This is a genomic window from Pseudomonas sp. ZY71, from assembly GCF_036542145.1.
Classification (GTDB): Bacteria; Pseudomonadota; Gammaproteobacteria; order Pseudomonadales; family Pseudomonadaceae; genus Aquipseudomonas; species Aquipseudomonas koreensis_A.
This window is the reverse complement of record NZ_CP144274.1, coordinates 1492494-1513905: the sequence shown is the minus strand read 5'-3', so window position 1 is coordinate 1513905 and position 21412 is coordinate 1492494. Positions and strand designations below refer to the sequence as shown.

The following is a 21412-nucleotide window of genomic DNA, read 5'->3' as shown; positions in this document are numbered from 1 at the left end:
ACAGGGGATCGCATTTCAACTGACGAAACTCGATCAACTGTAGGAGTGAGCCTGCTCGCGATTAGGCCCCTTCAGCCCGCCGCCAAAGCCTTGGCCAACCGCTTTGCCCTGGCCCCCGCCGCCAACTGCATCACCCCCTGATCGCGCTGCCACATCTGCGCCCATTCTGTCGGCCCATCAGCCAGCGCCCGACTCACCTCCCCCTCCAGCGCCTCAAACTGCGCAAACAAACCACCCAGCAACACATGCCCGGCCGGATTGTTCGGTGGCTGCCGACTCGCCTCCGCACACCCGGCCAACAGCGCCAGCAAACGCAATTGCAAGGCCTGCTGCCAGTCACTGTCCTGGCCGACGCCGTACAACCAAGCGGTCATCGCGCTCAGTACATACACGTCCTCAAGCGTGCGAAACGGTTTGACGTAAGCATCCCAACCATCACCGGCGAGCAATTCGCACAACGCGCCATCAAGCTGCAGCCGACCATGACTGATGTCCGGCATCAACGGCAGCGCCGGCAGCTTTTCCACGGTCACGCCGGGCTCGCCGGGATACACCACCGCCAAGCTCAGGCGCGGCGCTTCACCAGGCTCTTCACTGCGCGCAGCAATCAACAGCCAGTCCGCCGCATCGCCAGCGGTGACGAAATCCTTGCGCCCACTCAGGCGTAAATCGGTGAGCCGCGTCTGCATATCAGCCGGGCGCAAACTGCGCTGTTCGGTCGCACACAAAGCACCGAGGCTCAGCGGCGCACTCGGCCACAACATGCGCAATGCCGCCTGATAACCAACCAGAAACGCCAGCCCCGGCGTCGCCATCCGCCGCCCGCCCGCGACCGCCAATTCGAACGGTGTGACGTTGCCCAGTTGCTGCAACAACGTCGCAAAACCCTCGGCCAGGTCAGCAACGGCGGGCAATCGTTCACGGCTGTGCAGCAGATCTGGCCAGGGCATAGGAGGCTCCTTGTGGGCTGTCATATAAGCATCACCGAACGTTCATGGCGATGACACCGGGGCTACATAGCCTGACTTTGCACAACACGGCTGCATAAAGAAAGTCGATCGGCTGCAACCCACGACGGGTTAAAGGCCCGTACGGAGATTCACATGACTCAGATCGCCCGCATCAGCGACACCGGCAATGAACGCCGCCTGCAAGCCGAACGCCTGATCGGCGCCGAGGCCTTGCAGCAAGCCCAAGCCTTGCGCTTCAACGTCTTCAGCGGCGAGTTCAACGCCAAACTGAAAGGCGCGGAACTGGGTCTGGACATGGATGATTATGATGTTCACTGCAGCCACATCGGCGTGCGTGACTTGAACACCGGCCGTTTGGTCGCGACCACGCGTTTGCTCGATCACACCGCCGCCAGCAGCCTCGGCAAGTTCTACAGCGAAGAAGAATTCAGCCTGCACGGCCTCGCGCATCTGCAAGGCCCGATCCTCGAAATCGGCCGCACCTGCGTCGACCCGGCGTACCGCAACGGCGGCACCATCGCCGTGTTGTGGGGCGAGTTGGCCGAAGTGCTGAATCAGGGTGGCTACAGTTATCTGATGGGTTGCGCGAGCATCCCGATGCAGGACGGCGGTATTCAGGCCCACGCGATCATGCAGCGCCTGCGCGAACGTTATCTGTGCACCGAAAACCTGCGCGCCGAGCCGAAAAATCCTCTGCCGACGCTGGATATTCCATCGAACGTGATCGCGGAAATGCCGCCACTGCTCAAGGCTTATATGCGCCTGGGCGCGAAGATCTGCGGCGAGCCGTGCTGGGACGAAGACTTCCAGGTCGCCGACGTGTTCATCCTGCTCAAGCGCGACGAACTCTGCCCGCGCTACGCCAAACACTTCAAGGCGGCCGTGTGATGAGCCGGTTGCGGGTGTACGCGCGGATCGCGCGGGTGCTGCTGGTGGTGGCGCTGGGCTTGACCATGGCCACTGTCTTTGGCGTGTTTGAACGGATTGGCCTGGCGCATTCGATGGAACGGCGTCAGCGCTGGTCGCGCTTCTTCATGGCGCGCCTGAGCAATGCCCTGCCCTTTCGCGTGACGGTGCACGGTGAGCTGCCGAAACAGCCGATGCTGTGGGTCAGCAATCATGTGTCGTGGACTGATATTCCGCTGCTCGGCATGCTCACGCCGTTGTCGTTTTTGTCGAAGGCCGAAGTGCGCACCTGGCCGGTGGCCGGTTGGCTGGCGGCGAAGGCTGGCAGCCTGTTCATCCGTCGCGGTTCAGGTGACAGCCAGTTGATCCGCAAGCAGATGACCCGTCACCTGCAAACCGAGCACGCCTTGCTGATGTTCCCGGAAGGCACCACCACCGACGGCCGTTCGCTACGCACCTTTCATGGTCGCTTGTTGGCGGCGGCGATTGATTCCGAGGTGATGCTGCAACCGGTGGCGATCCGTTATCTGCGCGATGGCGAAATCGATGGGCTGGCGCCGTTCATTGGCGACGACGATTTGCTCTCGCATCTGATGCGCTTGTTCAGCAATGACTGCGGCGATGTCGAAGTGCACCTGCTCAAGCCGCTTGCCTGTCAGGGGCGCGAACGTGCGGCGTTGGCGTTTGAAGCGCAGCAAGCGGTGCAGAAGGCGTTGTTTGGCGAAGTGGCGAAACCGGCCGAACCGCGTCGTGCAGGCGAATTGATTGCCGCCTGAAAACACAAATCCCCTGTAGGAGTGAGCCTGCTCGCGATAGCGCTGTGTCAGTCAATACTAATGTCGACTGACACACCGCTATCGCGAGCAGGCTCACTCCTACATTAGATTTTCTGTGTCTGGGGGTTTTGGGCGAAGTCCTGGAGTTGGGGGTAGAACAAGCGGAAGTCGTCACTCAACGGCTCATACAACCGCCGCAATTCCTCCATCGCCCCCGCCAATTCTTCCGGCCGGGTCAAGCGCCGCGAGATCCCGCGCAACACCTGCTCCAGCACTTCAAACTCCTGATATGAACCCAACCAGTCATTGGCAACCATGTGCGGGGCAATCCTCGCCAGTCGCTCGGGCAGTTGCCGCTCGTGGGTCAGCACCCGATACACATCAGCGGTGAAAACCTCCAGCGGCTGCTCGGCATACAGCTTCCAGTCCCGCGCCAGGCAGTGGTCGAAAAACACATCGAGCACGATCCCGGCATAACGCCGGCGCGTGTCGGAAAATCGCCCCAGCGCGATGTCCACCAGCGGATGACGGTCAGTGAACACGTCAATCCGCCGATGCAGTTGAATGGCCGCCTCCACCTCCGGCGCAAACTGCCCTTGCAGCCGACCTTTGACGAAATCGCCATACAGACTGCCGAGCAGTTGCCCGGGGCGCTGGCCACCGAGGTGTAAATGTGCGAGATAGTTCATGGGCGCAGCTTAGCACTGCGGCCCATAAGCCATACACCCATGTATCGTTATAACGCGATATACCAATTTATGCTGACGTCAGATCAAAATCATATTGGTGTATCGCGATCTAACGATTTATATTTCGCCACATCGCGATATAGCGTTGTACACATTGTGAGCACCTGCCATGAACCTCGACCTCGACGAAATAATAAAAGCCCTGGCGCACCCAGTACGGCGAGACATCCTCAACTGGCTGAAAGACCCGAAGAACGAATTTCCGGAACAGTTGCACAACCACGAGTACGGCATTTGCGCCGGGCAGATCGATCAGCGCTGCGGCCTGTCGCAGTCGACCGTTTCGGCACACCTCGCGACGTTGCAACGCGCCGGTCTGATCAGCAGCCAGAAGGCCGGTCAATGGCACTTTTTCAAACGTAACGAGGACGTGATCCAGGCGTTCCTCAGCACCCTCAGTAAAGAGCTCTGACCCTTAACGTCAGCCAGCCGACAAGGAAACCTGCATGCCCCTCTCGCTCCTCATCCTCGCCTTGAGCGCCTTCGCCATCGGCACCACCGAATTCGTCATCATGGGCCTGCTGCCCAATGTGGCGGCCGACCTCGGTGTGTCGATCCCCGGCGCCGGCTGGCTGGTGACCGGTTACGCCCTCGGCGTGGCCATCGGTGCGCCGTTCATGGCAATGGCCACGGCCAAACTGCCGCGTAAAGCAGCACTGGTCGCGTTGATGGGCATTTTTATTGTCGGCAACCTGCTCTGCGCCATTGCCAGTGATTACAACGTGCTGATGTTTGCCCGAGTGATCACCGCGCTGTGTCACGGTGCGTTCTTCGGTATCGGCTCGGTAGTGGCGGCCAATCTGGTGCCAGCCAACAAGCGAGCGTCGGCGGTGGCGTTGATGTTTACCGGTTTGACCCTGGCCAACGTCCTCGGTGTGCCGCTGGGCACTGCGCTGGGTCAGCAATACGGCTGGCGCTCGACCTTCTGGGCGGTGACTGTCATAGGCGTGATTGCGCTGATCGGCCTGATCCGTTTCCTGCCGGCCAAGCGTGACGAAGAGAAACTCGACATGCGCGCCGAACTCGCCGCCCTCAAAGGTGCGGGGATCTGGCTGTCGCTGAGCATGACCGCGTTGTTCGCCGCTTCGGTATTTACCTTGTTCACCTACGTCGCACCACTGCTCGGCGAAGTCACCGGCGTGTCGCCACGTGGCGTGACCTGGACGCTGATGCTGATCGGTCTGGGCCTGACCGTCGGCAACATCATCGGCGGCAAACTCGCCGACAAAGGCATGGCCGCCACGCTGATTGGCGTATTCATCGCCATGGCCGTGGTCTCCACCGTGCTGACCTGGACCAGCGTCGCGCTGATCCCGACTGAAATCACCCTGTTCCTCTGGGCTACCGCGTGTTTCGCCGCCGTGCCGGCGCTGCAAGTCAACGTGGTGACCTTCGGCAAAGCTGCACCGAACCTGGTGTCGACCCTGAACATCGGCGCCTTCAACGTCGGTAACGCGCTCGGCGCCTGGGTCGGCGGCAGCGTCATCGCCCACGGCTACGGCCTGACCAGCGTACCGCTGGCAGCCGCCGCCCTGGCAGTGCTCGCCCTGCTGGTGACCCTGATTACTTTCCGTCAGAACGGCAATGCCGATCTGGCCCCGGCAACTAACTGATTACTTTCCACTTACGAGGGTTGTAGACATGGCAACTATTTTTGATCCGATCAAACTCGGCGACGTCGAGCTGGCCAACCGCATCATCATGGCCCCACTGACCCGCTGCCGCGCCGACGAAGGCCGCGTACCGAACGCGCTGATGGCTGAATACTACGTACAACGTGCTTCCGCTGGCCTGATCCTCAGCGAAGCCACGTCGGTGACGCCAATGGGCGTTGGCTACCCGGACACCCCGGGCATCTGGTCCAACGATCAAGTGCGCGGCTGGGCCAACGTCACCAAAGCCATTCACGGCGCCGGCGGCAAGATCTTCCTGCAACTGTGGCACGTCGGTCGCGTCTCGCACCCGTCGTACCTCAACGGTGAAGCGCCGGTGGCACCGAGCGCGATCCAGCCGAAAGGTCACGTCAGCCTGGTGCGCCCACTGGCCGACTACCCAACCCCACGCGCTCTGGAAACTGCTGAAATCGCCGACATCGTCGACGCCTACCGCACCGGCGCCGAAAACGCCAAAGCCGCCGGTTTCGACGGCGTGGAAATCCACGGCGCCAACGGTTACCTGCTCGACCAGTTCCTGCAAAGCAGCACCAACCAGCGCACTGACAACTACGGCGGCTCGCTGGAAAACCGTGCGCGCCTGCTGCTGGAAGTGACTGACGCCGCGATCGAAGTCTGGGGCGCAGGCCGTGTGGGTGTGCACCTGGCACCGCGCGCCGACTCCCATGACATGGGCGACGACAATCTTGCGGAAACCTTCACTTACGTGGCTCGTGAACTGGGCAAGCGCGGCATCGCGTTCATCTGCTCCCGTGAGAAAGAAGGCGCCGACAGCCTCGGCCCGCAACTGAAAGAAGCGTTCGGTGGCCCGTACATTGCCAACGAAAAATTCACCAAGGACAGCGCCAATGAATGGCTGGCCAGCGGCAAGGCTGATGCGGTCGCGTTTGGTGTGCCGTTCATTGCCAACCCGGATCTGCCGGCTCGTTTGAAGGCGGATGCGCCGCTTAATGATGCGCACCCGGAAACCTTCTACGGCAAAGGCCCGGTCGGTTATATCGACTATCCAGCGCTGTAAGGCATCACGCAGAAACGCGAAAGCCCCCGACTTGTGAAAGTCGGGGGCTTTTTTGTGTTCGCCTGGAGAGCGATTGCGCGTTTTCGTACGTAGCCCCTCACCCCAGCCCTCTCCCGAGGGAGAGGGAGCCGATTTGTGTGCGTTTCAAATCTGGAGTTCGACCTGATATCTCAGGTCAGCGTATCTCGAAAGAACACCTCGGTCAGTCCCCTCTACCTCCGGGAGAGGGCTAGGGTGAGGGCAAGCGGCTCACACTCATTCACACAGAAGACACAAATTCCCTACAAAATGCCTAGCTCGCTACGTTTAAACTCCCCCCGTTGCGAAGCTATTTAAAGGCAGGCCAACTGACATAAGCTGTGCCAATTACGCATTTTGTTTCATTTGCGCAGGCTGGGGCTCAGGCGCAGCATATCCAACCCTGTATCGACCCAACGCTCGGCCTCGGCATGCAGCTCAAAGCTGTCCGGCGCCAGAAGCCATCCATACAGAAGGCCATCGATATAGCTGTGAATACTGATGGCCGCGCGGGCGGTGTCGAGATCTTCCGGCAACTGGCCACGATTGACCGCATTACGCAACGTCAGAGCGATGCGCTCATTGCAATCGAGACTGACGTCCCGGCGCTGCTGGCGCAAATCGCACATTTCATCGGTGAACTCGCACTTATGAAACAGAATTTCGTTGATACGCCGGGTTTTCGGGTCCAGCGCAACTTGATGAAACAAATGAATCAGCAGTTGGCGCATGCAGCCCAGCGGATCGAGTTCATCCTCACTTTCGCTGGCCTTGGCCAATTCATCCAGCGGCTCACGCAGCGAATCCAGCATGGCCTGGACCAGATCCGCCTTGTTGCTGAAATGCCAGTAGATGGCACCGCGCGTGACGCCGGCCATTGTCGCGATGTCGGCCAGCGTCGTACGGGCGACACCCCTTTCATAAAAGGCTTTCTCCGCCGCTTCCAGAATCTGGCTACGGGTTTCTTGAGCTTCCTCTTTGGTACGACGGACCATGACAGTAAAACCTCAAACAGGATGTTTCAGGGATGGCTGAATATCCGCTGAATAAAGAGGGGGCGATCTCTCACGGATCAGCTCCCCGGCCTACAATTTCAAACCTTGCAACGACTTTTGTAACGGGTTGGGTACGCGGCAAAGGTATTTACAAACAACCATGAACGTAAGTATATTCCTTAGCAAGCTACTTATCCACCCGGTATCCTTTTTTTACCCTTACACACTTCTTGTGCGCTCTTTGCGCGCCTGACCCGAGGATCTTCATGCAATTCAAGCCAGCTGTTACCGCTCTGGTCACTGCCGTCGCCCTGGCATCGCTGCTCAGCGGATGTAAAAAGGAAGAAGCGGCACCGGCCGCTCCACCGCCTCAGGTCGGCGTCGTCACCCTGCAACCACAAGCGTTTACCCTCACCTCCGAACTGCCGGGCCGCACCAGTGCGTTCCGCATCGCTGAAGTGCGTCCACAGGTCAACGGCATCATTCTCAAGCGTCTGTTCAAGGAAGGCGGCGATGTCAAAGCCGGCCAGCAGCTGTATCAGATCGATCCGTCGGTCTATGAAGCGACCCTGAAAAGCGCCGAAGCCAACCTGCGTTCGACCAAGTCGATCTCCGACCGCTACAAGCAACTGGTCGACGAGCAGGCCGTGAGCCGTCAGGAATACGACACCGCCGTGTCCAATCGCATGGAATCGGAAGCGTCGTTGCAGAGCGCGCAGATCAACGTGCGTTACACCAAGGTTTATGCGCCGATCTCTGGCCGTATCGGTCGTTCGTCGGTCACCGAAGGTGCACTGGTCAGCAATGGCCAGACCGACGCGATGGCAACGATCCAGCAACTTGACCCGATCTACGTCGATGTCACCCAGTCCTCGGTTGAATTGCTGGAACTGCGCCGCGAGCTGGAAAGCGGTCGTCTGCAGAAATCCGGTGAAAACTCGGCAGCGGTCAAACTGACCCTGGAAGACGGCAGCCAGTACAAGCTCGACGGTAAGCTGGAATTCTCCGAAGTCACGGTCGACCCGACTACCGGTTCGGTAACCCTGCGCGCGGTGTTCCCGAACCCGGATCACACCCTGCTGCCGGGCATGTTCGTCCGCGCCCAGTTGCAGGCCGGCGTCAACGCTGCGGCCATTCTGGCGCCGCAACAAGGCGTGACCCGCGACCTCAAAGGCACCCCGACCGCACTGGTCGTCGGCGCCGACAACAAGGTCGAGCTGCGTCAGCTCAAGGCCAGCCGCACCGTCGGCAGCCAGTGGCTGATTGAAGACGGCTTGAAGGCGGGCGACCGTCTGATCACCGAAGGCCTGCAATACGTGCGCCCGGGTGTTCAGGTCAACCCGACCGAAGCCACCAATGTCGGCAACAAGAACCCGGCCCCCGCTCAGGCAGCTGACAAAGCCGCCGGCGGCAAAGGGGAGTAATCCATGTCAAAATTCTTCATCGACCGTCCGATTTTCGCCTGGGTAATTGCCCTGGTGATCATGTTGGTCGGGGCACTTTCGATCCTGAAATTGCCGATCAACCAGTACCCGAGCATTGCGCCACCGGCCATTGCGATCTCCGTGACCTACCCGGGCGCTTCGGCGCAAACCGTGCAGGACACCGTGGTCCAGGTGATCGAGCAGCAGCTCAACGGTATCGACAACCTGCGTTATGTGTCCTCGGAAAGTAACTCCGACGGCAGCATGACCATCACCGCGACCTTCGAGCAAGGCACCAACTCCGACACCGCGCAGGTACAGGTTCAGAACAAGCTGAACCTCGCCACCCCGCTGTTGCCGCAGGAAGTGCAGCAACAAGGTATCCGAGTGACCAAGGCAGTGAAAAACTTCCTCTTGGTCATCGGCGTGGTCTCGCGTGACGGCAGCATGACCAAGGACGACTTGTCCAACTACATCGTGTCGAACATGCAGGACCCGATCTCGCGGACTGCCGGTGTCGGTGACTTCCAGGTCTTCGGTGCCCAGTACGCGATGCGCATCTGGCTCGACCCGGCCAAGTTGAACAAGTACAACCTGACCCCGGGCGATGTCAGCACCGCGATCTCGGCGCAGAACGTCCAGGTGTCCTCCGGTCAGCTCGGCGGTTTGCCGGCGCTGCCAGGCCAGCAACTGAACGCCACGATCATCGGCAAAACGCGTCTGCAGACGGCCGAGCAGTTCAAGGCGATTCTGCTGAAGGTTAACCAGGACGGCTCGCAAGTGCGCGTCGGCGACGTCGCTGACGTCGGTCTGGGCGGTGAAAACTCGAGCATTTCCGCGCAGTTCAACGGCAGCCCGGCTTCTGGTCTGGCGGTAAAACTGGCCAACGGTGCCAACGCCCTCGACACCGCCAAGGCGCTGCGCAAGACGATTGACGACCTCAAGCCGTTCTTCCCGCAAGGCATGGAAGTGGTGTTCCCGTACGACACCACCCCGGTGGTGACCGAATCGATCAAAGGTGTGGTTGAAACCCTGGTCGAAGCGATCGTGCTGGTGTTCCTGGTGATGTTCCTGTTCCTGCAGAACTTCCGCGCCACCGTCATCACCACGATGACTGTGCCGGTGGTATTGCTCGGTACGTTCGGCATCCTCGCGGCGTTCGGTTTCAGCATCAACACCCTGACCATGTTCGGTATGGTGCTGGCCATCGGTTTGCTGGTGGACGACGCCATCGTGGTGGTGGAAAACGTCGAGCGGGTGATGAGCGAAGAAGGCTTGTCACCGAAGGAAGCGACCAAGAAGTCCATGGGCCAGATCCAAGGCGCACTGGTCGGTATTGCGCTGGTTCTGTCGGCGGTACTGTTGCCGATGGCGTTCTTCAGCGGTTCCACCGGTGTGATCTACAAGCAGTTCTCGATCACCATCGTTTCGGCCATGGCCCTGTCGGTTCTGGTTGCACTGATCTTCACCCCGGCACTCTGCGCAACCATGCTCAAGGCGATTCCGAAAGGCGAGCATGGCACGCCGAAGAAGGGTTTCTTTGGCTGGTTCAACCGCAATTTCGACCGTGGTGTGCAAAGCTACGAGCGCGGTGTCGGCAACATGCTGTCGCGCAAAGCACCGTACCTGCTGGCCTATCTGCTGATCGTGGTCGGCATGATCTGGCTGTTCACCCGCATTCCAACCGCGTTCCTGCCGGAAGAAGACCAAGGCGTACTCTTCGCCCAGGTGCAGACCCCGGCCGGTTCGAGTGCCGAGCGTACTCAGGTGGTGATCGACGAAATGCGCAGCTACCTGCTGGATAAAGAAGCAGGCGCAGTGTCCTCGGTGTTCACCGTAAACGGCTTCAACTTCGCCGGTCGCGGTCAGAGCTCTGGTCTGGCGTTCATCATGCTCAAGCCTTGGGACGAGCGTAACGCGGACAACAGCGTGTTTGCCCTGGCCCAACGTGCCCAGCAACACTTCTTCAGTTTCCGCGATGCCATGGTGTTCGCTTTCGCCCCGCCCGCGGTACTGGAACTGGGTAACGCCACCGGTTTTGACGTGTTCCTGCAGGACCGCGCCGGTATCGGTCACGAAAAACTGATGGAAGCGCGCAACCAGTTCCTCGGCCTCGCCGCTCAGAGCAAGGTGCTCTATCAGGTGCGTCCGAACGGTCTGAACGATGAACCGCAATACCACCTGGAAATCGACGACGAGAAAGCCCAGGCCCTTGGCTTGAGCCTCACCGACATCAACAGCACGCTGTCGATCTCCTTCGGTAGTAGCTACGTCAACGACTTCATCGACCGTGGTCGCGTGAAGAAGGTTTACGTGCAAGGTCAGGCCGGTGCTCGCATGAGCCCTGAAGACTTGAAGAAATGGTACGTGCGCAACAACGCCGGGACCATGGTGCCGTTCTCCGCGTTCGCCAAAGGCGAGTGGATCTACGGTTCGCCGAAGCTGGCCCGCTACAACGGCGTGGAAGCGATGGAGGTGCTCGGTTCGCCAGCGCCGGGTTATTCCACCGGTGAAGCGATGGCCGAAGTCGAAGCGATTGCCAAGAAGCTGCCGGCCGGTGTCGGTATCTCCTGGACCGGTCTGTCCTATGAGGAACGTCTGTCGGGTTCGCAAGCGCCAGCGCTGTACGCCCTGTCGCTGCTGATGGTGTTCCTGTGTCTGGCGGCGTTGTACGAGAGCTGGTCGATTCCGATCGCGGTTATGCTCGTGGTACCGCTGGGGATCATCGGTGCGCTGCTCGCTACCAGCCTGCGCGGGCTGTCCAACGACGTGTACTTCCAGGTGGGGCTGTTGACGACCATCGGTCTGGCGGCTAAAAACGCCATTCTGATCGTCGAGTTCGCCAAGGAACTGCATGAACAGGGACGCAGCCTGCGTGACGCGGCGATCGAAGCCTGCCGCATGCGTCTGCGACCGATCATCATGACCTCGCTGGCCTTCGTCCTCGGTGTTGTACCGTTGGCGATTTCCACTGGCGCAGGTTCAGGCAGTCAACATGCGATCGGTACCGGCGTGATTGGCGGTATGCTCACGGCCACGATCCTGGCGATCTTCTGGGTCCCACTGTTCTTCGTTACGGTTTCGTCCATCGGCCAGCGTAAGATCGCTGACGAGGATGAAGCTACTGAAACTCCTAAAGAGGCTGGCCAATGAGCAAGTCGCTACTCTCCATCGCAGTCGCCGCCTTCGTGCTGAGCGGTTGCTCGCTGATACCTGACTATCAGCAGCCTGAGACTCCGGTCGCAGGTCAGTTCCCGCAGGGGCCGGCGTACTCGCCGGCCCAGGCTCCGGCGCAGGCCGCTGCCGAGCAAGGCTGGAAGCAGTTTTTCCATGACCCTGCCCTGCAACAGCTGATCCAGGTGTCCCTGGAAAACAACCGTGACCTGCGTGTCGCGGCGCTGAACATCGATGCTTACGCGGCTCAATACCGCATCCAGCGTGCCGATCTGTTCCCGGCGGTTTCGGCCAACGCCAGCGGCAGCCGTCAACGTCTGCCGGCTCGCGCATCGACGACTGGCGACTCGATGATCAGCAGTTCGTATTCCGCCACCGTCGGCATCAGCGCTTACGAACTCGACCTGTTCGGTCGCGTTCGCAGCCTGAGCGAACAAGCGTTGCAACAGTACTTCGCCACTGAAGAAGCACGCCGCAGCACCCAGATCAGTCTGGTCGCCAGCGTCGCCAACGCTTACCTGACCTGGCAGGCGGACAAGGAACTGCTTAAGCTGACCCAAGACACCCTCGGTGCCTTTGAAGAAAGCTACAAGCTGACCAGCCGCAGCAACGAAGTCGGTGTGGCTTCGGCGCTGGATCTCGCGCAGTCGCGCACTTCCGTGGAAAACGCCCGGGCACAACTGGCGCGTTACACCCGCCAGGTCGCGCAGGACGAAAACAGCCTGACCCTGCTGCTCGGCACCGGTATCCCGGCCAACCTGCAAGCGGCCAAACCGCTGGCGGATGACCTGCTCAGCGATGTACCGGCCGGTCTGCCTTCGGACTTGCTGCAACGTCGTCCGGACATTCTGCAAGCCGAGTACAACCTGAAAGCGGCCAACGCCAACATCGGCGCGGCCCGTGCAGCGTTCTTCCCGAGCATCAGCCTGACCGCCAACGCGGGTAGCCTGAGCCCGGACCTGTCCGGTCTGTTCAAGGGTGGTTCGGGAACGTGGCTGTTCCAGCCGCAGATCAACCTGCCGATCTTCAACGCCGGCAGCCTGCGCGCCAGCCTCGACTACGCCAAGATCCAGAAGGACATTGGCGTGGCGAACTACGAGAAGTCCATTCAAACGGCCTTCCAGGAAGTCGCCGACGGCCTGGCCGCCCGCCAGACCTACACCGAGCAGTTGCAAGCGCAGCGTGACTTCGTGCAGGCCAACCAGGATTACTACCGCTTGGCCGAGCGTCGCTACCGCATCGGCGTCGACAGCAACCTGACCTTCCTCGATGCCCAGCGTCAGCTGTTCAGCGCGCAACAAGCGCTGATCACCGACCGCCTCGCGCAACTGACCAGTGCAGTCAACCTGTACAAGGCCCTGGGTGGCGGCTGGAATGCGCAAACCGCGCAGAACGAACCGCTGAAAGAAGAAGCACCGAAGATGAAGTTGTTCTGATCATCAGCTGAATACAAGGAGCCCACCGATTGGTGGGCTTTTTGTTGCCTGTCTGAAAGTTGTGTTGTCTGGGCTGGCCCCTTCGCGAGCAGGCTCGCTCCCACAGGGGATCGCATTCCAAATGTGGGAGCGAGCCTGCTCGCGAAGAGGCCGGCATTAGCACCAAAAAATCCGGCTCAATCTTGCGTTCGATAATCGCCCAAAACCCGCTTTTACCAATTGAATCAAAACATCCGCGCCCCGCACCATTCGCTCCACAAAACCAATAACAACAGGTTCGATACCATGCTCCCGCGCCCTGCCCCGTCCGGCTGATTGCCTTCGTTTCACCCCTGAACACTTTTCATGTCTGCACCCCGAAAACCGGTGGCAGCGCCCCCGTTCGCCTTAAAAAAACAAGAGAGACCCGAGCCCATGACAACCTCCCCTGCGCCTTACGCATTTCCCGGTCTGATCGCCCTGGCCTTGGCCGGCGCGGCAATGCCCGCTGCGGCTGAAGAGGCCGGTTTCATCGAAGGGGCCAAGGTCAACCTGAACCTGCGCAACTTCTACATCAACCGCAACTTCACCAATCCGACCAAAGCTCAGGGCAAGGCTGAAGAGTGGACGCAGAGCTTCATCCTCGACGCCAAATCCGGTTTCACCCAAGGCACCGTCGGCTTCGGCATGGACGTGTTGGGTTTGTATTCGGTAAAGCTTGATGGCGGCAAAGGCACGGGCGGCACCCAGTTGTTGCCGCTGGACCATGACGGTCGTCCGGCGGACAACTTCGGCCGCACCAACGTCGCCTTCAAAGCCAAACTTTCGCAGACCGAAGTGAAGGTCGGCGAGTGGATGCCAGTGCTGCCGATCCTGCGTTCGGACGACGGCCGCTCGCTGCCGCAGACCTTTCGTGGCGGGCAGATCACTTCGAAGGAAATCGACGGCCTGACCCTCTACGGCGGCCAGTTCCGCGCCAACAGCCCGCGCGACGACAGCAGCATGAGCGACATGTCGATGACCGGCAAAGCGGCGTTCACCTCTGATCGCTTCAATTTTCAGGGCGGTGAGTACGTTTTCAACGAAAAACGCACACAGATCGGCCTGTGGAATGCCGAACTCAAGGACATCTACAGCCAGCAATACGTCAATTTGATCCACAGCCAACCGCTGGGAGACTGGACGCTGGGCGCCAACCTTGGCTTCTTCTACGGCAAAGATGACGGCAGCGCCCGCGCCGGCGATCTCGACAACAAGACCTGGTCCGGCATGTTCTCGGCGAAGTACGGCGGCAACACCTTCTACGTCGGCCTGCAGAAGCTCACCGGCGACAGCGCCTGGATGCGCGTCAATGGCACCAGCGGCGGCACGCTGGCCAACGACAGCTACAACGCCAGCTACGACAATGCGCAGGAACGCTCCTGGCAACTGCGTCACGACTACAACTTCGCCGCCATGGGCGTGCCGGGCCTGACGTTGATGAACCGCTACATCAGCGGCGACAACGTGCACACCGGGACGATCACCGACGGCAAGGAATGGGGTCGCGAATCGGAACTGGGCTACACCGTGCAGAGCGGCGCGCTGAAGGATCTGAACGTCCGGTGGCGCAACTCGACCATGCGCCGGGACTTCAGCAACAACGAGTTCGATGAGAACCGCTTGATCGTCAGTTACCCGATCAGCCTCCTCTAAACACCGCATAAAATTGTAGGAGTGAGCCTGCTCGCGATAGCGGTTAATCAGTGACATTTAAAGTGACTGACACACCGCTATCGCGAGCAGGCTCACTCCTACAGGGGTTTTGTGCCATTGGTCAGGAGAAGTGGTGATTTGCCGGCCGGCAGGTAAAGTGACAAAACCTGAAGGACTCAGGTGCTTCACCTTTGCGCTTCCGTCGTCGTAGTCGGTCCTCAAGCTGGGAGCCAGGTTGTCATCGGAAGACACCAACGATCACTGGAGGACCACCTCAATGATCTCTCGTCTCGCAACACCCGACTGGGACGCCAAGGCGTACCAGCAGTTTTCCCGTCTCAGGCAACGCCCGGTCGATGAATTGCTCGACCGTGTCGACTTGCAAAACCCGCAACGCATTTACGATCTGGGCTGCGGCACCGGCATTGCCACGCAGTTGTTGGCCAAACGCTGGCCGCGTGCGCAATTGCAAGGGATCGACAGCTCGGCGCAGATGCTCGCTGAAGCGCGCAGTCTGCCGGTCAAAGCGTTGTGGAAACATTGCGATCTGCTCGATTGGCAACCGGAGCAGCCGGCGGATCTGCTGCTCGCTGCCGCCGTGCTGCACTTTATCGATGGCCATGACACCTTGCTGCCGCGCCTGCTCGGCCATATCAACCCCGGCGGTTGTCTGGCGGCGCACATGCCGGACTGGCGCGATGCGTTGTGGTATCGGCTGATGCTCGACACCCTTGAAGACGGCGGCCTTGGCGGCACGCCATTGGGCACACCTGAACTGCGTCAGCGCATGGCGGCGCGGCCGTTGTTGGCACTGGAGGATTACTACCGGTTGCTCGCGCCCATGACCTCGTCGCTGGATATCTGGGAGACCGAGCAACTGCAAGTGGTCGACGGCAAATCGCCGGTGTATGACTGGGTGAAGGTCTCGGCGCTGCGGCCGGTGATGCAGGCGCTGGATTCAGCGGAACAGGCGCGGTTCATCTACCACTACCTGATGCGGGTGCATAAGCATTATCCGCAGGAGGGGGATGGGCACACGTTGTTTGCGTTCAAGCGGATATTTATTATCGCCACCGTCTGATTTGTCGCGGCCACTATCGCTATCGCGAGCAGGCTCACTCCTACAGGAGAGCGCATTCCAAATGTAGGAGTGAGCCTGCTCGCGATGGCGTCAGCCCGGCCAACGACTATTCTCGGGATTCGACTCCTAGCTCATCCCACACCGATTCAGCCAGATGAAACGTCGCATTCGCCGCCGGAATCCCGCAATAAATCGCACTCTGCATGATCACTTCCTTGATCTCACCACGGCTCACGCCGTTATTGGCCGCCGCACGCAGATGCAGTTTCAGCTCACCCTCGCGGTTCATGCCGATCAGCATGGCGATGGTGATCAGGCTGCGGGTATGCCGAGGCAAGCCCGGACGCGTCCAGATATCGCCCCAGGCATGCCGGGTAATCATCTCCTGAAACTCCGAGTTGAACTCGGTCAGCGTGGTCAGGCTGCGATCGACATGGGCATCACCGAGTACCGCGCGGCGCACTTGCATGCCGTCGTCGTAACGTTGTTTCTCGTCCACGAAAATCCCCTTATCAGGCGTTTAGAAACGCCAACACGCGATCACTGAAATCTGCACCGGCCTGCACGTTGGACAGATGCGCCGCATAGAACTCGGCGTATTCGGCACCGCGTACATGCTCCTGAATAAAGTGCCCACCAGACGGCGGCGTCACCGCATCTTCGGTGCCGGCAATCACCAGCAACGGCACATTGATCGACGCCAGTTGCTCGCGGAAATCGGCATCACGCACCGCCGCGCAGTTGGCCGCATAACCTTGCGGCGAAGTGGCCGCGAGCATGTCGGTAATCTGTTTGGCCGCCGCCGGATGCGCCGCCGAAAAGTCCGGAGTAAACCAGCGGGCAATCGACGCATCACGCAGGGCAACCATCGCCGCTGCGCCGTCGCGCAGCACGGTTTCGATGCGTGGATTCCACACCGACGGATCGCCGATTTTTGCCGCTGTGTTGCAGACGATCAGCTTATTCAAACGATGACCGGCATTGATGCCCAACCATTGTCCGATCAGGCCGCCCATCGACAATCCACAAAAATGCGCACGGTCAATGTGCAGAGCATCGAGCAAGCCGAGCACGTCATGCCCCAGTTGCTCAATGCTGTACGGGCCCGGCGTCACCAGCGATTGGCCATGGCCACGGGTATCGAAACGCAGCACGCGAAAATGCTCGGTGAACGCCGGCATCTGCACGTCCCACATGTGCAGATCAGTGCCCAGCGAGTTGGACAGCACCAGCACCGGCGCATCGACCGGGCCCTCGATTTGATAGTGCAGTTCGCCATCGGCGAGTTGAACGAAAGCCACAGCCCTCTCCTTTCAGTCAGACAATGCGTTGTGTTCGGCCACCGCGCGCTCGACCCAGGTTTTCGCCTGACCGAGGTAATGGGCGGGGTTCAAAAGATGATCGAGTTCAGCGTTGCTCAATTCGGCGGTGACTTGCGGTTCGTCACCGAGCACGGCGCGCAAATGACGCTGCTCGGCCACCGCGCGTTTGCAGCATTGCTCAAGCAGATGATGCGCGGTGTCGCGGCCGACCCGCTGGGCGAGGACGATGCTCACGGCTTCAGCCAGCACCAGCCCTTGGGTCAGTTCGAGATTGCGCGACATACGTTCAGCGTCGACTTCGAGCCCTTGCGCCAACAACCGAGCCTGTTGCAGCGAACCGGAAACAAGGCAGCAAATCTCCGGCAAGGTTTCCCATTCGGCATGCCACAAACCGAGGCTGCGTTCATGTTCCTGCGGCATCGCGCTGAACAGCGTCGAGACCAGACCCGGCACCCGCGTCGCTGCGCCGATCAACACCGCCGCGCCGACCGGATTGCGTTTGTGCGGCATGGTCGACGAACCACCCTTGCCCGGCGCTGAAGGCTCGAAAACCTCAGCGGCTTCGGTCTGCATCAACAGGCTGATGTCGCGGCCGAATTTGCCAAGGCTGCCGGCGATCAAACCGAGCACCGCGCCGAACTCGACCACGCGATCGCGCTGGGTGTGCCACGGTTGTTCCGGCAAGGTCAGTTGCAGTTCTTCAGCCAGCGCTTGGGCAATCGGCATCGCCTGTTCGCCCAACGCGGCAAGCGTCCCCGATGCACCGCCAAATTGCAGCACCAGTAAACGCGGCTTGAGTTCGCGCAGACGCTGACGGCTGCGAGTGATAGCGCCCAACCATCCGGCGATTTTCATACCGAGGGTCACCGGCGTCGCGTGTTGCAGCCAGGTGCGTCCGGCCAACGGCGTCGCCGCGTGGCGTTGTGCTTGAACAGCGAGAGAGTCAGCCAGTTGCGCCAGATCGCTTTCAATCAACTCCAGCGCCTGACGCAATTGCAGCACCAGCCCGGTATCCATCACGTCCTGACTGGTCGCGCCCAGATGCACATAACGCTCGGCTTCTGCATCGGTGGAGGCAATCTGTTTGCCCAACGCCTTGACCAGCGGAATCGCCGAATTGCCCGCCGTGGCAATCGCCTCGCCCAGCGCCACGAAGTCATACAACCCCGCGTTACACGCCGCAGTAATCGGTGCGACAGCCGAAGAAGGAATCAAACCAACCCGCGCTTCGGCCCGGGCCAATGCGGCTTCAAAGTCGAGCATCGCCTGCACACGGCCCTGATCGCAGAACACTTCACGCATATTGCGGGCAGTGAAGTAGGCATCGAACAATTGATTGCCCGGTCGCTGAGTCATAAACAGTCCTTGCCGGCGCGGGCCATGACGGCCCGCGCGCATCGGGTTAGAGATCGTGGTGCAAATACGCCGCCTGTTTCGGCAAGCGCAGACTGAACAGGAAGGCGATCGCCATCATCGCCGTCACGTACCAGTAGAAGGAGTTTTCCATGCCGATGTTCTTCAGGCTCAGGGCGACGAATTCCGCCGAGCCGCCGAAGATCGCATTCGCCACCGCATAGGCCAGACCAACGCCAAGTGCACGGACTTCCGGCGGGAACATTTCGGCTTTCACCAAGCCGCTGATCGAGGTGTAGAAACTGACAATCGCCAGCGCCACGGTGATCAGCACAAAAGCGAGGAACGGGCTGCTGACGCTTTTCAGGCTGAGCAGAATCGGCACGGTGAACAGCGTGCCGAGCGCGCCGAACCAGAGCATCGAATTACGTCGACCGATCTTGTCAGCGAGCATGCCGAACAGCGGCTGCATGCACATATACAGGAACAGCGCGCCGGTCATGATGTAGCTGGCGGTCTTGGCGTGCATGCCGGCGGTGTTCACCAGGTACTTCTGCATGTAGGTGGTGAAAGTGTAGAAAATCAGCGAGCCACCGGCGGTGTAACCGAGCACGGTAATGAACGCGGCTTTGTGATCGCGAAACAGTGCGCTGATGCTGCCAGCGTCTTTGTGCGCGCGGGTTTCCTTGTTGGTGGTTTCTTTCAGGCTGCGACGCAGGAACAGCGAAATCAATGCCGCCACCGCACCGACCACAAACGGAATCCGCCAGCCGTAGGCGCGCAGGTCTTCTTCGGTAAGGAATTGCTGCAGCACTACTACCAGCGACACCGCCAGTAGTTGCCCGCCGATCAGCGTCACGTACTGGAACGAGGCGAAAAATCCGCGCTGCCCCTTGAGGGCAACTTCGCTCATGTAGGTGGCGGTGGTGCCGTACTCGCCGCCGACCGACAGGCCTTGCAGCAAGCGTGCGAACAACAGCAAGACCGGCGCCCAGACGCCGATGTCCTTGTAGGTCGGCAGGCAGGCGATCAGCAACGAGCCGAAGCACATCATCAGAATCGAGATGAGCATCGAGTTTTTGCGACCGTGTTTGTCGGCGACACGGCCGAAAATCCAGCCACCGATCGGACGCATCAGGAAGCCGGCAGCGAACACGCCAGCGGTGTTGACCAGTTGCACGGTCGGGTTGTCGGAGGGGAAAAACGCCGGGGCGAAATAGATCGCGCAGAAGGCGTAGACGTAGAAGTCGAACCATTCGACGAGGTTGCCGGACGAGGCGCCGACAATGGCAAAGATGCGCTTGCTGCGCTCTTCACCGGTGTAATGGGAGGTGGTGGTTGTCATTGTTTTTCACTCGATAGGGACAGTGAGAGTCTAGACATACTTTGCAACAGTCCCGTTCCACAGTTCCATCTGCAACACAGTTCCCTTGTAGGAGTGAGCCTGCTCGCGATGGCGGTGTGTCATTCAGACCATTTAAATCTGACACACCGCCATCGCGAGCAGGCTCACTCCTACAGGGATTGGGGTGTTCTTCAGTAATCGAAGAACACCGTCTCGGCATCAGTGCCTTGCAGAATCACATTCCACTGGTAAACACCCGAGGCGTCCTGCTTGGCCAGCAACGTACTACGACGTTCGGCCGGCACACATTCGAGCAACGGATCATCGACGTTGGCCGGCTCGCCTTCAAAGTAGATCCGCGTCAGCAAATGCTTGACCAAGCCACGGGCAAACACCAGCACCACCAGATGCGGCGCCTGGGTCGAGCCCTTCAGCCCTTCAACCGTGCCCGGTTTGATCGTGGTGAAACGAAAGCGCCCTTCAGCATCCACCGGTACCCGGCCAAAGCCTTCAAAATTCGGATCGAGCGGTTTGTCCTGCTCGTCTTCCGGGTGGTCGTATTTGCCGGCGGCATTCGCCTGCCAGACTTCAAGCATGGCGTCGTTGACGACATCGCCGTTGCCATCCACCACTTGCCCGGTGATCGCCACGCGCTCGCCGAGGGTCTGCTCGACGGTGAGGTTTTCGCGGTTCAGCCAGGTCAGGCCGATGTGGTAGTACGGCCCGACGGTGTGGGACGTGGTCGCAGTCAGCGTCATCTTATTTCTCCATCGGCGTGGCTTCACGCCCGCGCAGCACGATGTCCCAACGATAACCGAGGGCGTAGGACGGAATGGTTTTTTCCAGATCGAAACTGGCGATCAGGCGTTCCTTGGCCGAAGTGTCCGGCACGCAGTTGTAGATCGGGTCGTAGGCCAGCAGCGGATCGCCCGGGAAATACATTTGCGTGACCAGGCGCGTAAGAATGCTCGGCCCGAACAGCGAAAAGTGGATGTGCGCCGGGCGCCAGGCGTTGTGGTGGTTGCCCCACGGGTAGGCGCCGGGCTTGATGGTCTGGAACTGATACCAGCCGTCAGCATCGGTGACGGTGCGGCCGGTGCCGGTGAAGTTCGGGTCCAGCGGCGCATCGTGCAGGTCGCGCTTGTGGTTGTAGCGGCCGGCGGCGTTGGCCTGCCAGATTTCCACCAGAATTCCCGGCACCGGCAGACCGTTTTCGTCGAGCACGCGGCCGTGAACGATGATGCGCTCACCTTGCGGCTCGCCTGCATGCTGGGCGGTCAGGTCGTTATCGGTGTCGCCCACACGCTCGGCGCCGATGGTCGGGCCGGTGATTTCCGACAGCGAGTGCGGCAGAAACACCAACGGCTTCGACGGCGAGCGCAGGTTGGTGGATTGATACGTCGGGTGCAGATACTCAGGCTGAGTGCCTTCCTGCGGACGACGGTAACCAGGCTTGTCAGACATGTCGCTTTCCTCTGTTCTTTTTCGTCACGGCTT

Annotated in this window: 19 protein-coding genes; 10 read left to right on the top strand and 9 right to left on the bottom strand. The window is 60.2% G+C overall.

The features are described 5' to 3' along the window. Positions 1-71: 71 nt before the first annotated feature. On the bottom strand, positions 72-950 hold the full coding sequence (locus VY732_RS06620) for an acyl-CoA dehydrogenase family protein (RefSeq protein WP_331695007.1): 879 nt from the start codon (positions 948-950) through the stop codon (positions 72-74). Between the two features lie 153 nt (positions 951-1103). On the opposite strand from VY732_RS06620, the gene olsB reads away from it, so the two are divergent. Together olsB and VY732_RS06610 are read left to right on the top strand one after the other, a co-directional pair. Then, positions 1104-1859: an L-ornithine N(alpha)-acyltransferase gene (olsB, locus tag VY732_RS06615; protein ID WP_016982801.1), complete on the top strand. Its 756-nt coding sequence runs from the start codon at positions 1104-1106 to the stop codon at positions 1857-1859. Beyond that, complete coding sequence (locus VY732_RS06610) at positions 1859-2653, top strand: lysophospholipid acyltransferase family protein (RefSeq protein WP_331695006.1); 795 nt, start codon at positions 1859-1861, stop codon at positions 2651-2653. The genes olsB and VY732_RS06610 overlap by 1 nt, the downstream gene beginning before the upstream one ends. Positions 2654-2757: 104 nt before the next feature. Here VY732_RS06610 and VY732_RS06605 read toward each other — a convergent pair whose 3' ends face one another. Then, positions 2758-3342: an acyl carrier protein phosphodiesterase gene (locus VY732_RS06605; protein ID WP_331695005.1), complete on the bottom strand. Its 585-nt coding sequence runs from the start codon at positions 3340-3342 to the stop codon at positions 2758-2760. Positions 3343-3511: 169 nt separating this feature from the next. Here VY732_RS06605 and VY732_RS06600 point away from each other — a divergent pair, with 169 nt between their 5' ends. The 3 genes from VY732_RS06600 to VY732_RS06590 are packed head-to-tail and all read left to right on the top strand — an operon-like array spanning position 3512 to position 6093. Further along, entirely contained in the window at positions 3512-3814 is a 303-nt protein-coding gene (locus VY732_RS06600) for an ArsR/SmtB family transcription factor (RefSeq protein ID WP_007917068.1), read from the top strand. Positions 3815-3848: 34 nt separating this feature from the next. Next, a complete protein-coding gene (locus tag VY732_RS06595) occupies positions 3849-5015 on the top strand; it encodes an MFS transporter (protein ID WP_007917078.1) in 1167 nt (388 codons plus the stop codon). A gap of 28 nt (positions 5016-5043) precedes the next feature. Further along, positions 5044-6093 carry an alkene reductase gene (locus VY732_RS06590; protein WP_077571469.1) on the top strand — a complete coding sequence of 350 codons (1050 nt, stop codon included), beginning with the start codon at positions 5044-5046 and terminating at the stop codon, positions 6091-6093. A 380-nt stretch (positions 6094-6473) separates the two neighbouring features. Here the strand turns inward: VY732_RS06590 and emhR are convergent, their stop codons facing one another. Beyond that, positions 6474-7106: an efflux system transcriptional repressor EmhR gene (gene emhR / locus VY732_RS06585; protein WP_077571468.1), complete on the bottom strand. Its 633-nt coding sequence runs from the start codon at positions 7104-7106 to the stop codon at positions 6474-6476. Positions 7107-7372: 266 nt separating this feature from the next. Here emhR and VY732_RS06580 point away from each other — a divergent pair, with 266 nt between their 5' ends. From VY732_RS06580 to VY732_RS06560, 5 genes are all read left to right on the top strand, one after another. Continuing rightward, a complete protein-coding gene (locus VY732_RS06580) occupies positions 7373-8530 on the top strand; it encodes an efflux RND transporter periplasmic adaptor subunit (RefSeq protein ID WP_331695002.1) in 1158 nt (385 codons plus the stop codon). Positions 8531-8533: 3 nt separating this feature from the next. Continuing rightward, positions 8534-11683: an efflux RND transporter permease subunit EmhB gene (gene emhB / locus VY732_RS06575; RefSeq protein WP_123594812.1), complete on the top strand. Its 3150-nt coding sequence runs from the start codon at positions 8534-8536 to the stop codon at positions 11681-11683. Then, positions 11680-13140 (top strand): efflux RND transporter outer membrane subunit EmhC, encoded by a 1461-nt coding sequence (emhC, locus tag VY732_RS06570; RefSeq protein ID WP_331695001.1) that lies wholly within the window; start codon positions 11680-11682, stop codon positions 13138-13140. The genes emhB and emhC overlap by 4 nt, the downstream gene beginning before the upstream one ends. Positions 13141-13554: 414 nt before the next feature. Further along, positions 13555-14814: an OprD family porin gene (locus tag VY732_RS06565; RefSeq protein ID WP_077571464.1), complete on the top strand. Its 1260-nt coding sequence runs from the start codon at positions 13555-13557 to the stop codon at positions 14812-14814. A gap of 277 nt (positions 14815-15091) precedes the next feature. Then, complete coding sequence (locus VY732_RS06560; protein WP_331694999.1) at positions 15092-15895, top strand: methyltransferase domain-containing protein; 804 nt, start codon at positions 15092-15094, stop codon at positions 15893-15895. A 106-nt stretch (positions 15896-16001) separates the two neighbouring features. Here VY732_RS06560 and pcaC read toward each other — a convergent pair whose 3' ends face one another. The 6 genes from pcaC to pcaH all read right to left on the bottom strand — a co-directional run bounded on the left by pcaC (position 16002) and on the right by pcaH (position 21379). Beyond that, on the bottom strand, positions 16002-16394 hold the full coding sequence (gene pcaC / locus VY732_RS06555) for a 4-carboxymuconolactone decarboxylase (RefSeq protein ID WP_025110738.1): 393 nt from the start codon (positions 16392-16394) through the stop codon (positions 16002-16004). Positions 16395-16407: 13 nt separating this feature from the next. Continuing rightward, on the bottom strand, positions 16408-17196 hold the full coding sequence (gene pcaD / locus VY732_RS06550; RefSeq protein WP_331694998.1) for a 3-oxoadipate enol-lactonase: 789 nt from the start codon (positions 17194-17196) through the stop codon (positions 16408-16410). Positions 17197-17208: 12 nt separating this feature from the next. Further along, complete coding sequence (locus tag VY732_RS06545; protein WP_331694997.1) at positions 17209-18573, bottom strand: 3-carboxy-cis,cis-muconate cycloisomerase; 1365 nt, start codon at positions 18571-18573, stop codon at positions 17209-17211. Positions 18574-18619: 46 nt separating this feature from the next. Next, the gene (locus VY732_RS06540; protein WP_095049154.1) at positions 18620-19915 is read right to left on the bottom strand and encodes an MFS family transporter; all 1296 of its coding nucleotides are present in this window, start codon (positions 19913-19915) and stop codon (positions 18620-18622) included. Between the two features lie 191 nt (positions 19916-20106). Further along, positions 20107-20673: a protocatechuate 3,4-dioxygenase subunit alpha gene (pcaG, locus tag VY732_RS06535; RefSeq protein ID WP_095119179.1), complete on the bottom strand. Its 567-nt coding sequence runs from the start codon at positions 20671-20673 to the stop codon at positions 20107-20109. A gap of 1 nt (position 20674) precedes the next feature. Next, positions 20675-21379 (bottom strand): protocatechuate 3,4-dioxygenase subunit beta, encoded by a 705-nt coding sequence (pcaH, locus tag VY732_RS06530; protein WP_102902709.1) that lies wholly within the window; start codon positions 21377-21379, stop codon positions 20675-20677. Positions 21380-21412: the final 33 nt, after the last annotated feature.

Excerpts from the sequence above, each read along its gene's own strand:
- VY732_RS06545 (WP_331694997.1), bottom strand. The coding sequence starts at position 18,573 with ATGACTCAGCGACCGGGCAATCAATTGTTCGATGCCTACTTCACTGCC.
- VY732_RS06610 (WP_331695006.1), top strand. The coding sequence starts at position 1,859 with ATGAGCCGGTTGCGGGTGTACGCGCGGATCGCGCGGGTGCTGCTGGTG.
- pcaH (WP_102902709.1), bottom strand. The coding sequence starts at position 21,379 with ATGTCTGACAAGCCTGGTTACCGTCGTCCGCAGGAAGGCACTCAGCCT.
- VY732_RS06620 (WP_331695007.1), bottom strand. The coding sequence starts at position 950 with ATGCCCTGGCCAGATCTGCTGCACAGCCGTGAACGATTGCCCGCCGTT.
- VY732_RS06590 (WP_077571469.1), top strand. The coding sequence starts at position 5,044 with ATGGCAACTATTTTTGATCCGATCAAACTCGGCGACGTCGAGCTGGCC.
- VY732_RS06605 (WP_331695005.1), bottom strand. The coding sequence starts at position 3,342 with ATGAACTATCTCGCACATTTACACCTCGGTGGCCAGCGCCCCGGGCAA.
- VY732_RS06565 (WP_077571464.1), top strand. The coding sequence starts at position 13,555 with ATGACAACCTCCCCTGCGCCTTACGCATTTCCCGGTCTGATCGCCCTG.
- pcaG (WP_095119179.1), bottom strand. The coding sequence starts at position 20,673 with ATGACGCTGACTGCGACCACGTCCCACACCGTCGGGCCGTACTACCAC.
- VY732_RS06540 (WP_095049154.1), bottom strand. The coding sequence starts at position 19,915 with ATGACAACCACCACCTCCCATTACACCGGTGAAGAGCGCAGCAAGCGC.
- emhB (WP_123594812.1), top strand. The coding sequence starts at position 8,534 with ATGTCAAAATTCTTCATCGACCGTCCGATTTTCGCCTGGGTAATTGCC.
- VY732_RS06560 (WP_331694999.1), top strand. The coding sequence starts at position 15,092 with ATGATCTCTCGTCTCGCAACACCCGACTGGGACGCCAAGGCGTACCAG.
- olsB (WP_016982801.1), top strand. The coding sequence starts at position 1,104 with ATGACTCAGATCGCCCGCATCAGCGACACCGGCAATGAACGCCGCCTG.
- emhR (WP_077571468.1), bottom strand. The coding sequence starts at position 7,106 with ATGGTCCGTCGTACCAAAGAGGAAGCTCAAGAAACCCGTAGCCAGATT.
- emhC (WP_331695001.1), top strand. The coding sequence starts at position 11,680 with ATGAGCAAGTCGCTACTCTCCATCGCAGTCGCCGCCTTCGTGCTGAGC.
- VY732_RS06600 (WP_007917068.1), top strand. The coding sequence starts at position 3,512 with ATGAACCTCGACCTCGACGAAATAATAAAAGCCCTGGCGCACCCAGTA.
- VY732_RS06580 (WP_331695002.1), top strand. The coding sequence starts at position 7,373 with ATGCAATTCAAGCCAGCTGTTACCGCTCTGGTCACTGCCGTCGCCCTG.
- VY732_RS06595 (WP_007917078.1), top strand. The coding sequence starts at position 3,849 with ATGCCCCTCTCGCTCCTCATCCTCGCCTTGAGCGCCTTCGCCATCGGC.